This window comes from Streptomyces sp. NPDC001903, from assembly GCF_042891345.1.
Classification (GTDB): domain Bacteria; phylum Actinomycetota; class Actinomycetes; order Streptomycetales; family Streptomycetaceae; genus Streptomyces.
Genome location: NZ_JBIASZ010000016.1, coordinates 143,851 through 159,223 on the forward strand (window position 1 = coordinate 143,851; position 15,373 = coordinate 159,223).

At 73.8% G+C, this 15,373-nt stretch carries 14 protein-coding genes; 7 read left to right on the forward strand and 7 right to left on the reverse strand.

Going from position 1 to position 15,373, the window contains the following annotated elements:
* Positions 1–13: 13 nt before the first annotated feature.
* The 3 genes from ACFYZS_RS30270 to uvrB all read right to left on the reverse strand — a co-directional run bounded on the left by ACFYZS_RS30270 (position 14) and on the right by uvrB (position 4,904).
* The gene (locus tag ACFYZS_RS30270; protein ID WP_389019313.1) at positions 14–1,987 is read right to left on the reverse strand and encodes a TerD family protein; all 1,974 of its coding nucleotides are present in this window, start codon (positions 1,985–1,987) and stop codon (positions 14–16) included.
* 83 nt (positions 1,988–2,070) lie between these two features.
* Complete coding sequence (locus ACFYZS_RS30275) at positions 2,071–2,649, reverse strand: TerD family protein (protein WP_030292185.1); 579 nt, start codon at positions 2,647–2,649, stop codon at positions 2,071–2,073.
* 86 nt (positions 2,650–2,735) lie between these two features.
* Complete coding sequence (gene uvrB / locus ACFYZS_RS30280; protein WP_389019317.1) at positions 2,736–4,904, reverse strand: excinuclease ABC subunit UvrB; 2,169 nt, start codon at positions 4,902–4,904, stop codon at positions 2,736–2,738.
* A gap of 301 nt (positions 4,905–5,205) precedes the next feature.
* Here uvrB and ACFYZS_RS30285 point away from each other — a divergent pair, with 301 nt between their 5' ends.
* The 3 genes from ACFYZS_RS30285 to ACFYZS_RS30295 all read left to right on the forward strand — a co-directional run bounded on the left by ACFYZS_RS30285 (position 5,206) and on the right by ACFYZS_RS30295 (position 8,440).
* Complete coding sequence (locus tag ACFYZS_RS30285) at positions 5,206–6,153, forward strand: glycerophosphodiester phosphodiesterase (RefSeq protein WP_389019320.1); 948 nt, start codon at positions 5,206–5,208, stop codon at positions 6,151–6,153.
* Between the two features lie 234 nt (positions 6,154–6,387).
* Positions 6,388–6,951: a methylated-DNA--[protein]-cysteine S-methyltransferase gene (locus ACFYZS_RS30290; RefSeq protein ID WP_389019322.1), complete on the forward strand. Its 564-nt coding sequence runs from the start codon at positions 6,388–6,390 to the stop codon at positions 6,949–6,951.
* 193 nt (positions 6,952–7,144) lie between these two features.
* Positions 7,145–8,440, forward strand: coding sequence for an MFS transporter (locus ACFYZS_RS30295; RefSeq protein WP_389019325.1), 1,296 nt, complete (start codon positions 7,145–7,147; stop codon positions 8,438–8,440).
* Here ACFYZS_RS30295 and ACFYZS_RS30300 read toward each other — a convergent pair.
* Entirely contained in the window at positions 8,430–8,792 is a 363-nt protein-coding gene (locus tag ACFYZS_RS30300; RefSeq protein WP_389019328.1) for a cupin domain-containing protein, read from the reverse strand. The genes ACFYZS_RS30295 and ACFYZS_RS30300 overlap by 11 nt on opposite strands.
* Positions 8,793–9,194: 402 nt before the next feature.
* Between ACFYZS_RS30300 and ACFYZS_RS30305 the strand changes: the two genes are divergently transcribed.
* Both ACFYZS_RS30305 and ACFYZS_RS30310 read left to right on the forward strand, forming a co-directional pair.
* Positions 9,195–10,121, forward strand: a complete 927-nt coding sequence (locus ACFYZS_RS30305) for a pseudouridine-5'-phosphate glycosidase (RefSeq protein ID WP_389019330.1) — start codon at positions 9,195–9,197, stop codon at positions 10,119–10,121.
* Complete coding sequence (locus ACFYZS_RS30310) at positions 10,118–11,074, forward strand: carbohydrate kinase family protein (protein ID WP_389019333.1); 957 nt, start codon at positions 10,118–10,120, stop codon at positions 11,072–11,074. The genes ACFYZS_RS30305 and ACFYZS_RS30310 overlap by 4 nt, the downstream gene beginning before the upstream one ends.
* A 6-nt stretch (positions 11,075–11,080) precedes the next feature.
* On the opposite strand, the gene ACFYZS_RS30315 is transcribed toward ACFYZS_RS30310, so the two are convergent.
* Together ACFYZS_RS30315 and ACFYZS_RS30320 are read right to left on the reverse strand one after the other, a co-directional pair.
* Complete coding sequence (locus ACFYZS_RS30315) at positions 11,081–11,725, reverse strand: hypothetical protein (protein ID WP_389019335.1); 645 nt, start codon at positions 11,723–11,725, stop codon at positions 11,081–11,083.
* A 166-nt stretch (positions 11,726–11,891) separates the two neighbouring features.
* Positions 11,892–12,545 (reverse strand): uridine kinase, encoded by a 654-nt coding sequence (locus ACFYZS_RS30320; RefSeq protein WP_389019338.1) that lies wholly within the window; start codon positions 12,543–12,545, stop codon positions 11,892–11,894.
* A 91-nt stretch (positions 12,546–12,636) separates the two neighbouring features.
* Here ACFYZS_RS30320 and ACFYZS_RS30325 point away from each other — a divergent pair, with 91 nt between their 5' ends.
* Positions 12,637–14,082, forward strand: coding sequence for a WGR domain-containing protein (locus ACFYZS_RS30325; protein ID WP_389019341.1), 1,446 nt, complete (start codon positions 12,637–12,639; stop codon positions 14,080–14,082).
* A 52-nt stretch (positions 14,083–14,134) separates the two neighbouring features.
* On the opposite strand, the gene ACFYZS_RS30330 is transcribed toward ACFYZS_RS30325, so the two are convergent.
* A complete protein-coding gene (locus ACFYZS_RS30330) occupies positions 14,135–14,509 on the reverse strand; it encodes a cupin domain-containing protein (RefSeq protein ID WP_389019344.1) in 375 nt (124 codons plus the stop codon).
* A gap of 152 nt (positions 14,510–14,661) precedes the next feature.
* Between ACFYZS_RS30330 and ACFYZS_RS30335 the strand changes: the two genes are divergently transcribed.
* On the forward strand, positions 14,662–15,366 hold the full coding sequence (locus ACFYZS_RS30335; RefSeq protein WP_389019347.1) for a DUF2293 domain-containing protein: 705 nt from the start codon (positions 14,662–14,664) through the stop codon (positions 15,364–15,366).
* The last annotated feature ends 7 nt before the right edge of the window (positions 15,367–15,373 follow it).

Genomic DNA, 15,373 nt, shown 5'->3' on the forward strand with positions numbered 1-15,373 from the left:
GACCAAGGAAAGGTCATGGGCGGGCATCGCGCCGGTCGGCGGCGATCCGCTCCAGGGTCTGTTCCAGGACCCTGCTGCCCGGCGGGGGCAGGTCGGGCTCGAAGGTCCAGGCGTGCCCCACCCACGGATCGGCCAGGTGGTTGTCGGGCACCGGCGACAGCCGCATCAGCGAACGCCACAGCGGATCGAGCAGCGGTCCGTACGCCGAGGCCTCGTCGCGGTCGGCCACCATCAGCAGGTGGACGCCGACCGCCGGGCCCTCGTCGGCCAGGTAGCGCAACCGCGTGACGGCCCGGTCGTCGAACCCGTGCGGGAAGTCGTGGACGATCAGCAGCTGGTCGGCGAGGTCCACATCGGGCGGCAGGTCCTCGGGAGCCCCGGCCCGCACGGCCATCTGTACGAGGTCCACCCGGCGGGTCAGCGCCTCCAGGGTCCGGGTCACCCCGGCGGCCCCGGCCGCGGGCGGCCCGGCCAGCACCCCGGCCGCGACGAGCGGCGCCAGGGAGCCGGCCCCCGCCCCGGCGGCGTCGATGACGTGCACGGAGAACCGGCCGCCGGGGTGGACCGCGAGCAGCCGGACCGCGTGGGCGACGGCCATGTCCATGGCGGCCCGGCGCAGCCGGTCGGTGTCCATCGTCATCGCGGCCTCGGAGCCGGTGCGGCCGTTGTCGATCCAGAGCCCGCGCTCCAGCGGGGCCCGCACCAGCATGGGGATGCGCAGGTCGGGCCGCTCGGGCAGGTGCAGGTCGCCGAGGCGCAGGGCCATCGGGGCCTCCTCGGGCACCGCGTGCCCGTGCCAGACGGGATTGGCCCAGCGGGCGTACGAGGCCGGCAGCGCGGGCTCGACCACCTCGGACTCGGCGATCAGCTGGGCGAGGTCCCGGTCGAGCACGGCCTTGGCCTGGGCGACGAGCTCGTCGTGGCGGGCCCGGGCCGCGTCGCGCGCGGCGTTGCCGGAGCCAGCGAGGCGGTGGCGGGGGTCGGACAGCGCGCCGTCGAGCTCGCGGTCCATCCGGGACTCGGCGAACTCGCAGGCGCTGCGGTAGGCGGCCACGGACCGGGCCAGGTCCTCGAACATGCCCCAGACCTGGTTGTAGAGCCGCTCCTCCAGGGACCAGCCGCTCGCGTCGCCCGCGACCGGGACGGGGGGCCGGTCCCCCTCCGGGGAGGGGACGGCGCGCGGGCCGGGCTCGGGGGGCTCCGTGGTCGTGCGGCGGCGGCGCGGGTGGGCGTAGTCGATGGTGGGCGGTCCGCCGATGGTGTCGGCGGACGGGGAACCGGGTGCGGCTGCGGGGGTGCCCGGGTACGGGACGCCGGCGGCGGGGAGCGGATCCGGGGGCGGCGGCGGGGCGGCCGCGGGCGCGGCGTCCTGCTCGGCCCTCAGGCCGTGCGCAGTGGTCGGCGGGGCCGCCGTCGGCAGGGCGGCCAGGGTGATGTCACCGGACGGCACCAGCCCGGTGGCCACCTCCGCCAGGGCGGTGGCGGCCGGGCCGGCCAGCCCGGCGTCGGCCAGCAGCGCGCCGAGCCCGTCGGCGTACCCCTGGCCCACGGCGCGGACCTTCCAGGCCCCCTGGCGCCGGTACAGCTCCAGGGCCACGACGGCCTTCTCGGAATCGAGCCCCGTCAGGGCGAATCCGGCGAGGTCGGCACCCTCCGGCCGGGCCACGGCCACGTACGGGGCCTGGACCGCGCCGAACCGCACGGGCCCGCCGGGGGGCAGGACGAGGACCACCCCGAGCCGGTGCACGGCGGGCGCGACGGCGTCGAGGTCGACGGCGAAGCGGTGCTCGCCCGCCACCGACCCCGGCACCTCCACACCGGGCAGGCTCCGGGCGCCGGGGTGGGCCACCGACTCGGGGCCGGCCAGCCGGCCGGCGTCGTCGCAGGCCGAGGCCAGGGCCAGCACGGGCGTACCCGCCGAGACCCTGATCTCCACCCGTGTCTGGGACAGGGGGTGGTTCTGCCCCCGGACCAGTTCGGCCGTCATCCTGCAGCCCTCCCCCGTGCCCTTGCTCTGCCTTGCTCTGCCTTGCTCTGCTCCGCCGTGTTCCGGCGGGTCGCCGGTGCCGCTTACAGGTGCGGCAGGATCGCCGGCATCAGGTCCTGGAAGGTCCGGCCGTTGGCCGGGTTGCCGAGGGCCGTCATCTGCCAGCCGCTTCCGGCCCGCGACACCTTCGCCATGATCTGCGCGGTGTACTGGCCGCCGCCGTCCAGCGTGTAGCGCGCCAGCTCCTGGCCGTTGGTCTCGTCGACGATGCGGCAGAAGGCGTTCTGCACCTCCTGGAACGTCTGGCCGGTGAACGAGTTCACCGTGAAGACGATCTGGTCGATGTGCACCGGCACGCGCTGGAGGTCGACGAGGATCGACTCGTCGTCCCCGCCCTGGCCGGCGCCGCCGACGAGGTTGTCACCGGTGTGCCGGACCGAGCCGTCGTCGCTCTGCAGGTGGCGGAAGAACACCACGTCCACCGGCTGCTTGTCGGCGAAGAGCACGGCCGACGCGTCCAGGTCGATCTCCCGGGTCCGCGAACCGAACAGTCCGCGGCGCTTGGCCGCCTGCCAGCCGAGGCCCATCCGGACCGCGGTCAGCGTGCCCCCGTCCTGCTTCTGCAGACTGATGGCCTGACCCTTGGTCATGTTGACCGTCACGCGCTGTCCCCTCTCCCTAGCCCGCCCCCGATGTGGGTGCGCATGTGTACCTGCGGCTGCTGCCAACCCTACTGACCGGCTCCGGGTCAGGCGAGGCCCGCTTCCCTCATCTGTCGCAGCTCCTTCTTCAGCTCGCCCACCTCGTCGCGGATCCGGGCCGCGACCTCGAACTGGAGCTCGGCGGCCGCCCCGCGCATCCGCTCGGTCATCTGCTCGATGAGCGCGGCCAGTTCCTCGGCCGGACGGTCCGTCAGCACGGCGGCGTCCTTGGCCGCCTTGGCGGCCTTGGCGCCCTTGACCGGCTTGCCGCCCACGGTGACCTGGCCCGCCTTGACCACGCCGAGCGCGGGCACGGGAGCCTTGGCGCCCTTGCCCTCCTTGCCCTGGCGGTACCCGGTGCCGAGCAGCTGTTCGGTGTCCAGCTCCTCGCGGGCGATGGTGGCGACGATGTCGTTGATCTTCTTGCGCAGCGGCTGCGGGTCGATCCCGTTCGCCGTGTTGTACGCGATCTGCTTCTCCCGGCGCCGGTTGGTCTCCTCGATGGCCTTCTCCATCGCCGGGGTCATCTTGTCCGCGTACATGTGGACCTGGCCGGAGACGTTGCGCGCCGCGCGGCCGATGGTCTGGATCAGGGAGGTGCCGGAGCGCAGGAAGCCCTCCTTGTCGGCGTCGAGGATCGCCACCAGCGAGACCTCGGGCAGGTCGAGGCCCTCGCGCAGCAGGTTGATGCCGACCAGGACGTCGTACTCGCCGGCGCGCAGCTCGCGCAGCAGCTCGATGCGGCGCAGCGTGTCGACGTCGCTGTGCAGGTAGCGCACCTGGATGCCGAGCTCCAGGAAGTAGTCCGTGAGGTCCTCGGCCATCTTCTTGGTGAGGGTGGTGACCAGGACGCGCTCGTCCTTCTCCACCCGCTGCCGGATCTCGTGGACCAGGTCGTCGATCTGCCCCTCGGTGGGCTTGACCACGACCTCGGGGTCGATGAGCCCGGTGGGGCGGATGATCTGCTCGACGAAGCCGTCGCCGCGGGAGAGCTCGTACTTCCCGGGGGTCGCCGACAGGTAGACCGTCTGGCCGATCCGCTCCTGGAACTCCTCCCACTTCAGCGGCCGGTTGTCGAGGGCGGACGGCAGCCGGAAGCCGTGGTCGACCAGGGTCCGCTTGCGCGAGGCGTCGCCCTCGTACATCGCGCCGATCTGCGGCACGGTGACGTGCGACTCGTCGATGACGAGGAGGAAGTCCTCGGGGAAGTAGTCGATGAGCGTGTTGGGCGCGGAGCCGCGCTCGCGGTCGTCCATGTGCAGCGAGTAGTTCTCGATGCCGGAGCAGGAGCCGATCTGGCGCATCATCTCCAGGTCGTAGGTGGTGCGCATGCGCAGCCGCTGGGCCTCCAGCATCTTGCCCTGCTTCTCCAGCTCGGCGAGGCGCTCGGCCAGCTCCGCCTCGATGCCGCGGACCGCCTTCTCCATGCGCTCGGGGCCGGCGACGTAGTGGCTGGCGGGGAAGACGTACAGCTCGCGGTCCTCGCTGATGACCTCGCCGGTCAGCGGGTGCAGGGTGGACAGGGCCTCGATCTCGTCGCCGAACATCTCGATGCGGACGGCCAGTTCCTCGTAGACCGGGAAGATCTCGATGGTGTCGCCGCGCACGCGGAAGGTGCCGCGGGTGAAGGCCACGTCGTTGCGCGTGTACTGGATGTCGACGAAGCGGCGCAGCAGCTGGTCCCGGTCCATCTCCTCGCCGACCTTGAGGGGGACCATCCGGTCGACGTACTCCTGCGGGGTGCCGAGGCCGTAGATGCAGGACACGGAGGCGACGACGATCACGTCGCGCCGGGTGAGGAGCGAGTTGGTCGCGGAGTGGCGCAGCCGCTCCACCTCCTCGTTGATCGAGGAGTCCTTCTCGATGTAGGTGTCCGACTGCGGTACGTACGCCTCGGGCTGGTAGTAGTCGTAGTACGAGACGAAGTACTCGACGGCATTGTTCGGCAGGAGCTCGCGGAACTCGTTCGCCAGCTGGGCGGCGAGCGTCTTGTTCGGCGCCATGACCAGGGTCGGGCGCTGGAGCTTCTCGATCATCCAGGCGGTGGTCGCCGACTTGCCGGTGCCGGTCGCACCCAGCAGGACGACATCCTTCTCACCTGCACGGATGCGCTTCTCCAGCTCGGCGATGGCTGCCGGCTGGTCGCCGCTGGGCTGGTAGGGGCTGACGACCTCGAAAGGCGCCACCGTGCGTTCGATCTTCGATACGGGCCGCATGAGTCCACCGTACGACCCCCCACTGACACTCACGCAGCCGCGCGGGTCCGCGGCGCCGGGGCGGGTGCGGTCTGCGGGTGCGGCCCGGCGCGCGGGCCGGGCGGCCCGGCGCGTCCGGCGTGTCCGGCGGACGGGGCGGAAGTCCTCCTTTCTGGTCCGTTTGTCGTAGTTCGGTGGCGGCCCGGTGATCTTCAACCGCATGATCGCCGTAGAGGTCCCCCGTGTAGTGCATCGCCGCAACGTCTGCCAGTCCGCACGCGTCTGACGCAGGAACAGGGCTCCCGAAACGAGGAGAACGCACATGTACGTCCGACCCGCCGCCGCGGCCGCCGCCGCATTTCTGGGCTTCACCCTGACCCTGCTGGGCGGAACGGCCGCATCCGCCGCCACCGGCCCCTCCGTCCCCTCCTCCCCCTCCGGCTCCACCGGCCCCGCGGGTCCCGCGGGCGCCCCGGGGCTGCTGGGCCCCGTCGTGTACGCCCACCGGGGGGCTTCGGCGTACGCCCCGGAGAACACGCTCGCCGCGATCGACCTCGCGATGCGGCTCGGCTTCGACTGGGTCGAGAACGACGTCCAGCGCACCAAAGACGGCGAGCTGGTCGTGATCCACGACGACACCCTGGCCCGCACCACCGATGCCGAGCAGGCGTTCCCCAGCCGCAAGCCCTGGCAGGTCAAGGACTTCACGGCGGCGGAGATCGCCACGCTCGACGCGGGCAGCTGGTTCGGCGAGGAGTTCGCGGGCGAGCGCGTCCCGACCCTGCGGGAGTACCTCGACCGGGTGGAGCGCAACCGGCAGCGGCTGCTGCTGGAGATCAAGAAGCCCGAGCTCTACCCCGGCGTCGAGAAGCAGACCCTGCAGGTGCTGGACGAGGCCGGCTGGCTCGACACGGACCACGTGCAGCGCCGCCTGGTCGTCCAGAGCTTCAGCGCCGACTCCGTACGCCTGGTGCACGGCATGCGCCCGGACCTGGTGACGGCCTTCCTGGGCACCCCGACCGTCGCCGAGCTGCCGAAGTACGCCGAGTTCACGGACCGGATCAACCCGTGGCACACCACCATCTCGGCCGACTGGGTGGCGGCGGTGCACGACCTGCGGGGCGCCCACGGCAAGGCCATGGAGGTGGACACCTGGATCGTCGACGACGCGGCGACGGCCCGGAAGGTGCAGGGGATGGGCGTGGACGGGATCATCACCAACGCTCCGGACGTCGTGCACCAGGCGGTGCTCGGGTCCTTCGCGTTCTAGGGGGTGTCGTCAAAGTAGCTTCGTCCGCCCGCGAGGGCGGGGCCGGCGGGGTCTGGTGCGTGTGATCGCAAGGCGGAGGAGAGAGGCGACGCTCGCGTCGTCGACCGACGACAACGCGGCGAGCGCGCGTGCCAGACCCCGCCGGCCAGAAGGGACTTTGACGACACCCCCTAGGGGGACACCTCCCGGGAGGACGCTGCCCGGGCTGTCGGACCCTCCCCGTACGGTGGAGGGGTGGACAGCACCGAGCGGCCCCGCGGGCCGCACCTCGAATGGACCGTCGTCCCCAGCGACATCGGCCCCCTGCTCCTGGCCGCGACCCCGGAGGGTCTGGTCCGGGTCGAGTTCCATGCCGGGCCGGACCGGGTCGACAAGATGATCGGCTCCCTCGTCTCCCGGCTCGGCGCCGACGCCTGGCGCCCGGCGCCGGGGCAGGAGGTGCTGCTGGCCGAGCCGATACGGCAGCTGAAGGCGTACTTCGGGGGCACCCTGAGGCGCTTCGAGCTGCCGCTGGACTGGCGGCTGAGCTCCGGTTTCAACCGGCAGGTGCTCCAGGAGCTGGACCGCTCGGTGCCCTACGGGGCGGTCGTCGGGTACGGGGAGCTCGCGGCCCGGGTCGGCCAGCCGGGCGCGGCCCAGGCCGTGGGCAACGCCATGGGGTCGAATCCGCTGCCGCTGGTCGTGGCCTGCCACCGGGTCGTGGAGAACGACGGCGGGATCGGCGGCTTCGGCGGCGGGGTGGAGACCAAGCGCAGCCTGCTGGCCCTGGAGGGCGTGCTTCCGCAGCCGCTGTTCTGAGGGAGCGGCGGGGCGCGAAGCGGGGGCGCCGAGTGGTGCGCGCGGGCGGTGGGCGCGGGGATGCAAAGCGTAGGGGTGCGTCCCCCGTTCCGTCCGGCCGTAAGGGGTGGGAAACTGCCGCGGTGACTACTGCCACCGCCTCCGGCCGCACCGCGCCCGTACACCGCCCTGCGCCGCGACGGGGGTGGACGGCATGACCGCGATACCCGGCACCGACCGGCCCGCCCCGCCCGTGGGCCCGGCGGACCTGCCCCGGCTCCAGCGCCGCGTCTCCGGGGTGCTGATCGCCAGCCAGATGCTGGGCGGCGTCGGCGTGCCCATCAGCATCGCCCTGGCCCCGGTCCTCGCGACCCAGGTCAGCGGCACCGAAGCGCTGTCCGGCTTCGCCTCCACCGCCGCCGTCATCGGCACCGCGGCGGTCTCGCTCCCGCTCGCCGCCCTGATGACCGCGCGCGGCCGGCGGCCCGGGCTGGTCCTCGGGTACGGGATCGGTGCCATCGGCGCGGGCCTGGTGGTCCTCGCCGCCGCGATCAAGAGCTTCCCGCTGCTGATGCTCGGCATGGCGGCCTTCGGAGCCGCCTCCTCCGCCAACCTCCAGGCCCGGTTCGCCGCCGCCGACCTCGCGGCCCCGGACCGCCGGGCCCGGGCCGTCTCCCTCGTCGTCTGGGCGTCGACCCTGGGTGCGGTGCTCGGCCCCAACCTCTCCGCCCCGGCGGGCCGCAGCTTCGCCGGCACCTCCATACCCGAGACGGCGGGCCCCTTCGTCTGGGCCGGCGCCGTCTTCGTCCTCACCGCCGCGTTGATCGGCCTGCTCCTGCGGCCGGACCCGCTGCTCACGGCCCGGGCGCTGGCCTCGCCCGCGGACCAGGCCAAGGGCGGCCGCTCGCTGCGCGCCGGGTTCGCGGCCGTCAAGGCCTCCCCGCGGGCGCGGCTGGCCCTGGTCACCGTCGCCGTGTCGCACACCGCCATGGTCTCGATCATGGTGATGACCCCGGTGGACCTGGGCCACCACGGCGCCACGCTGGAGCTCGTCGGCCTGGTGATCAGCGGTCACATCGCGGGCATGTTCGCCTTCTCGCCGGTGATGGGCTGGCTCGCGGACCGGGTCGGCCGGCTGGCCGTGATCGGCCTGGCGGCCGGTCTGCTGTCGGTGGCCGCCCTGCTCGCCGGCACCGCCGGGCCGAGCCACGCGCAGAGCGCGGCGGGCCTGTTCCTGCTGGGGCTCGGCTGGTCCGCCGGCATGGTCTCCGGCTCGGCCCTGCTCACCGACTCGGTGCCGCAGGCCGCGCGGGCCGCCGTACAGGGCCTGAGCGACCTCACGATGAACACCTGCGCGGGCGTGGGCGGCGCGGCCGCCGGCCTGGTCATGTCCCACGCGGGCTACGGCTGGCTGAACGCCATCGGTGCGGCCCTGCTGCTGCCGATGGCGGCGCTGGCCCTGTTCACCGCGCGCCGCCACCCGGCTGCCGCCCCGGCGGCTAGTAGCTGATGTGGTAGGCCTTGCGCAGCGTCTCGTGGACGGTCCAGGTGGTCTTGTCGCCCTCCCGGAGCACGCAGGCTGAGCCCGGGCCCACCTCCAGCGTTGCGCCGCCCTCGACCTCGATGGTGGCGCGGCCGCTGACCACGACGAACAGCTCGTCGGCCTCGGTGTCGGTGACCACGCCGGGGGTGATCTGCCAGATGCCGCGCACCTGCGTGCCGTCGGGGGACTCCCACAGCACCTTGCCCGTCACGACGGGCTCGCCGGAGAGGATCTGGCCGGGATCGAGGGGCTCGACCTCCAGTTCGGCGTCCGGTACGGATACGGCGAACGAGGCGGGACCGTGCTCACTGGTGCTCATGCCGAGTCACCCTAATCCGCCCCTCCCGCGCTCCGCGGTGACCACAACGTCCATGCTCCGCCCGCCGGACAGGTCAACCTGTCCAGCCGGACGCAGCACCCGCAGGCTTTCGGCCAGGGCGGCGGGACCGCGTCGGCCGTCAGGAGGCGGCGCCGATCCCGCAGGCGTTGTCGAGGACACGGTGCGGGCCGGTGCCCAGGGGCGCGGTGAGCGGGCCGTCCGGTGCCGGCCCTGGCGGGCGATGCCCGCGGCCCGGTCCGCGTACAGGAGGTGGTACCGGTCGGCGAGTTCGTCGTGGAAGGCGTGTGTTCGGGGAGTTCACCGGGGCCCGCTCCTCGGACAGGTTCGGCAGCGGTGGGCGGAGGGCGTTTGGGGGCGGGGATCGCGTGCCATGGATGGGACATGCACACATCATCCGAGGTCCCCGTCCTGTCCGAAGAGGTCCGCGAGGCGCTGGAGCGGCGCATTCCCGTCGTGGCCCTGGAGTCCACGATCATCGCGCACGGGCTGCCCCGCCCCCGCAATCTCGCCGTGGGCACGGAACTTGAGGCGCTGGTGCGCGCCGAAGGCGCGGTTCCGGCCACGATCGCCGTCGTCGACGGCGTGGCGTACGCCGGCCTCGACAAGGCCCGGCTGGAGCGGATCGCGGGCGGCGAGGGCGTGCGCAAGCTCGGCCACCGGGATCTGGCGCCCGCGCTCGCGACGGGCGCGACCGGCGCGACGACGGTGTCCGCGACGGCCTTCCTGGCCGCACGGGCGGGGCTGCGGGTGTTCGCCACGGGCGGGCTGGGCGGCGTACACCGGGAGTACGCGCAGACGCAGGACGAGTCGGCGGACCTGGCCCTGCTGGCGCGGACGCGGATCACGGTGGTGTGCGCGGGGGTGAAGTCGATCCTGGACGTACCGGCCACGCTCCAACGGCTGGAGACGCTCGGGGTGGGGGTGGTGGGGTATGGGACGGAACGTTTCCCCGGGTTCTACCTGGCCAGTTCCGGCGAACCGGTGGACTGGACCGTCCACCGCCCGGAGGAGGTGGCGGCGGTCATGGCCGCCCAGGACGCGCTCGGCGGGCCCGATTCGGCACTGCTGGTGGCCAATCCGGTGGCGGAGGCGGAGCAGTTGGATCCGGATCTGCACGACCGGGTCCTGGCCGAGGCCCTGGAGGAGTGCCGTGCACGCGGGATCACGGGGCAGGCGGTGACCCCGTTCCTGCTGGGGTTCCTGGTACGGGCGACGGGCGGGGCCTCGTTGGAGGCCAACCTGGCGGCGGTACGGGGCAACGTGGCGCTCGGGGCCAGGATCGCGGGGGCCTGGGCGGCGCGTCCGTGACGGCGTCCGTGACGGTGCCCGCGACCGCGACCGCGGCGGGGGCCGCCACCGCGCCGGGTGCGCTGCTGGTGGTCGGGGACGTGGTGACGGACGTGGTGGCTGTGCATCCGGAGCCGCTGGCCCCGGCCACCGACACGGTCGCGCGGATCCGGACCCTGCCGGGCGGCGCCGGGGCCAACGCGGCCTGCTGGGCGGCCCACGCGGGGGTGGCGGACGTACGGCTGCTGGCTCGGGTCGGCACCGAATCGGCGCGGTGGCACGAGCAGTCGCTGCGGGACTCGGGGGTGCGGCCGCGGCTGGTGATCGACCCGGCCGAGCCGACCGGGACGGTGGTGGCGCTGGTCGGCGAGGGCGCGGAGCGCACCTTCCTCACCGACAGCGGCGCCGCGCTGCGGCTCACCCCGCAGGACTGGGCCCCGACCCTGCTGGACGGGGCCGCCCATCTCCATCTGTCCGGCTACCTCTTCTTCGCCGACAGCAGCCGCGAGCTGGCCCTGGTCGCGCTGCGGGCGGCCCGGTCCCGGGGGGTGCCGGTGAGCGTGGACCCGGCCTCGGCGGGGTTCCTGGCCGGGCTGGGTCCGGAGCGCTTCCTCGATGCCGTGGCGGGGATCGGCGTACTGCTGCCCAACGAGGACGAGGCACGGCTGCTGGCCGGGGTGCCGGAGCGGACCGGAGCCGGGGCCGCGGCCCGGGCGGCGGCGGAGCTGAGCCGCCGGGTGCCGCTGGTGGTGGTCACCCGGGGTGCGGCCGGGGCACTGGTGGCGGAGGGCGGCCGGGTGACCGCCGAGGTGTCCGCCGAGTCGGCCGAGGCGGTGGACTCGACCGGTGCCGGGGACGCGTTCACCGGCGGGTTCCTGGCGGCACGGCTCGCCGGCGCGGCCCCGGCGGACGCGGCCCGCGCCGGGTGCCGCGCGGCCGCGCGGGCGGTGACCCGGCTGGGCGGGCGCCCGTAGGGGGAGCTACGCGATGTACTCCTCCTGGCCGAGGGTGTCGATCACGCCCGCCTTGTTCACGTTGTAGTGGAACACCAAGCCCTTGTTCGGGTGGGTTTCCAGCCACGAGGTGAGCTCGTGCGTGGTGATGGGCTTGTTCGTGGAGCCGGAGAGGATCGGGGCGTGGGCGCCGATCTTGGCGTCCTCGGCGATCGGGATGTAGGTCTCCTCGCCGACGGTCACGAACGGGGTGGCGCCGCCGGAGACGGGGCAGCCCCAGTGGCCGTGCTTGACGATCAGGCTGTACTGGCCGCCCTCCGGGGTGTAGCGGTAGACGGCGACCTCGTCCGGCGAGACCGCGTCCTTGGAGGCGCAGGCGGGTCCGGGTGCGGGCGGCTTCGGCTTGGCCGCAGGGGTCGTGGCGGAGGCCGGCTTCTTCGAGGACGCCGGGGAGGCCGACGGCGCCGGCCCGCCGGGCGCGGCGGACGCGGAGGCCGCTGCCGAGGGGCTCGCCGGGCTCGCGCCGGGGCTCGCGCCGGCCGCGCCCGCGTCGCTCCCGTCGCCTTCGCCGTTGCAGGCCGTCAGGGTCAGGGCTCCGCAGAGCACCAGCGCGGCCGCCGCCTGCCGCCGCAGCCGTCTCGGACCCCGAACCGCCGTACCGCGTGCGCCCATTGCCGTCTCCCTCTGCCAAGGCGGCACCGGGTGGCCGCCGTCGAAGCGTGGCGTCACCCTAGGGCGCGGCCGCGGCCGGGGGCGATGGCCGGATCTCGTTCGTCACCGGCCCGCGATGGCGTTGTTGCGGATCCCGTACGTCCGTGACGGGTCGGGGGCGCGGAGGTCAGCCGGCGGGGCCGTCGAGGCCGGTCCAGGCGGGGTGGCGGGGGTCGTCGGCCCGGACCACCGTGTCGGCCCGGGCGGCGGGGTCGGTCTCGGCTTCGTAGCGGGCGAAGGCGGGCAGGGTCCAGCGGGCGGACTCCTCGGTGCGGCGGGCCAGCGCCCCCGGGGAGAGCCGGATGTGGACGCTGAGGTCGAAGGGGAACCAGTGGCCCAGCAGCAGCGGGCCGTGCACGATCACGACGCCGCCCGGCGGGAGTTCGGTGTACGGGCTGCGGGTCGCCCGGTCGGTCACCGGGTCCCAGAGGTCGGGCAGCACTAGGCCGGTGCCGCCGGGGTCGGTCGGGCCGAACACCTCGCGCCACAGGGCGGCGGTGTCGTACCAGCCGCCGAGGTAGGAGTCCACGTCCTCCCGGCCGAACTCGAAGCGGAGGGAGGCCGGGCGCAGGAATCCCCCGGCCGGGACCACCAGGACGGCGCGGCCGCGCGGGCGGAGCGCTTCGGCGAGGTGGCCGGCGAGCACGCCGGTGTCGGCGGCGGGCGCGCCGTCGATGCCCACGCGCTGCCACGTCCCTTCCTCCGAAGACGACGCGTGTTCTTCGAGGTGGCCGGCGAGCCGCTCGGCCATCCGCTGCCATGTGATCGCTTCCAGCTGCACGGACCCATTGTCAGTGGTGGGTCCTAACGTTTTTCACGAGGGATCACCGGCGGGAAAGAGCCGTTGGCCCGGCCTTGGGGAGGGGTCTGTCATGGCTCGCGAGACGACGTATCTGGAACTGTCGCAAGACGGCGGCGGGGCACACAAGTTCTACGAGGTGACCGTGGACGGCACGGCCGTCTCGGTGCGGTACGGGCGGATCGGTGCGGGCGGCCAGCTGCAGAGCTCCTCCTTCCCGACCGTGGAGAAGGCCCGGGCGGCGGCCGCGAAGAAGATCGGGGAGAAGGTCCGCAAGGGGTACGCGCCGGCCGTGGCCGGAGCCCGCGCGGCCCGGGCGGTCTCGCGCCGCCAGGTCGCCTCGGCGCCGTCGACGGCGCGTGCGGTGGCTCCGGTGCTGTGGCGGTTCCGTACGGGCTCCTCGGCGTTCGGGATCCATGTGGACGAGGACCGCTGCTGGGTGGGGAACCAGGCGGGGGATGTCTACACGCTGAGCCACGGGGGCGAGGTGCTGGCCCGGTACTCGCTGCCGGACGGGGTGAAATGCCTGGTGGCGGACGAGTTCTGGATATACGCGGGCTGTGACGACGGCACGGTGTACGACCTGTCGTCGAAGGTGCCGTTCGGGGCCTACGACATCGCGGCGGACGTGGACATCTTCTGGCTCGACATCCACGAGGGCGTGCTGAGCGTCTCCGACCGCAGCGGCGGTCTGACGGTCATCGACCACGAGGACGAGTTCCAGTGGTCGCGGCGGTCGCCGGGGTCGAACGCGTGGATGGTCCGGGCGGATGAGCGGTCGGTCTACCACGGGCACAGCCAGGGCGTGACGGCGTACGCGGCCGACGGCGGGGCGCAGTTGTGGCACACGCCGACCGACGGCTCGGTGCTGTTCGGCTGGCAGGAGGACCACACCGTCTACGCCGCCACCGGGCGCCACACCGTGCAGCGGCTGGCGAAGGCGACGGGCGCCGTGGAGGCCTCGTACCGGTGCGACGCCGCCGTCTACGCGTGCGCGACCTCGCCGGACGGCCGGCACGTGTTCGCCGCCGACTACGCGTCCTCGGTGTACTGCTTCGACGCCGACGGCCAGCGGCTGTGGAAGCTGGGCACCGGCGGCGGTTCGGCCCTGTCCATGCAGTATCTGGACGAGCGGCTGTATCTGGTCACCACGGACGGGTCGCTGATCTGCATGGACGCGAGCGAGGCGGCGATCCTGGCGGCCCAGCGGGGCTCGGTCCCGACGGCCGTGGACGTGAAGTCGGCGGCCGCGCTCCCGGTGTTCACCCCGGCTGCCTCCGCCGCGGCGGTGCAGACCGTCTCCGTGGCGGCGGCCCCGGCCGGCGGTGTGGTGGTGGAGTGCGTGCAGCAGGGCGGCCGGATGCGCGTGCAGGTGGTGTCGGGCGGCTTCGAGCCCTCGTGGAACGTGCAGTTCCCGCGCGGGATCCGGGAGCCGGGTGCCCGGTACGTGGTCGACGGGCTGCACGCGGCCTCGGGCGGGTTCTACCGGGTGCGCGGGGAGATACGCCGCCTGGTCTGAGCCCGGCCCCGGGCGGGACGGGGCCCGGTGGGGTGGGGCCCGGTGGGACGGGTTATGGAAGACGGCCCGGGCAGGCGCACGGTTCGGCGCCGGGCGGGGCGTCGGAGGGTATGGAGAAGGCTTCGTCCTCGGCGAGCGTGCAGGTCACGTACAGCACGACCGGCACGGTGCCCAGGTTGCGGCCGAGGTGCAGGTGCTCGGCGCCGGGCGGTTCGACGAAGCTGGTGCCGGGGCGGTGCACGACGACCGAGTTGTCGTGCAGGATCCGCGTCAGCGTCCCGGACTTGACCAGCGCGATCAGCGGGACGCGGTGGAAGTGCCAGCCGGTGCAGCCGCCGGGCTCGATGACGACCTCGCGGCCCGCGAGGCCCTCCGCGCCGCCCTCCACCGCCCGCGTGAGCCGCGCCGTCGGCTGCCAGCCACCCATGTGTGCACCCCTCCCCCATGGGCATCACGGCCCTACCGCAGCCCCAACTGCCCACGGTAGAGGGACATCCGGACATCCGGGAAAGTTGGCGAAACCTCAATCGTCATTTTCCGCCAGGTGATAAGCAGACCGGACAGCGGTATCACAGGGTCATGAGCCTCGTGGTGTTCGAGTCGCTGAAGCAGATCCACTGCGCGGAGTGCCGCCAGGGGCCGCTCCGGCATCTCGTCCGGGAGGTCGGCGTACCGCGCTGCCTGGACTGCGCCGACCTCGGGCACCTGGTCTACCTGCCGCGCGGGGACGCCGCCCTCACCCGGCGGGCCCGCGAGGCGAGTTCGCTCTCGGCCGTCGTCGTCCGCTACAACAAGCGGCGCCGCCGCTACGAGCGCCAGGGGATCCTGGTCGAGGATCCCGCCCTGGCCGGCGCCGAGCGCGCCTGCCTCGCGGACGCCGAGGCGCGGGCCCGGCGACGGGAGCGGGACCGGCTGCGCCGCGCCGTCGAGGACACCCGGTTCACGGCGGCCTTCGCCGCCGAGATCGTGCGGCTGTTCCCGGGGTGCCCGGCCGATCGGGCGGTGGCGATAGCCGGCCATGCCTCGCTGCGCGGGAGCGGTCGGGTGGGCCGTACGGCGGCCGGCCGGGCCCTGACCGAACAGGCGGTGTCGGTGGCGGTCCGGGCGGCGGTCCGGCACACCGACACCGAGTACGACGCGCTGCTGATGGCGGGCGTCCCGCGGTTCGCGGCCCGGGCCCGCCTGGCACCCCGGATCGACGCGATCCTGGAGGCTTGGCGCAGGCTCCCGCCGCCCCCGCCCCCGCGCCCTTCGTCGGGCACGCCGTCGGGGCGGGAGGCGTAGCCGCACG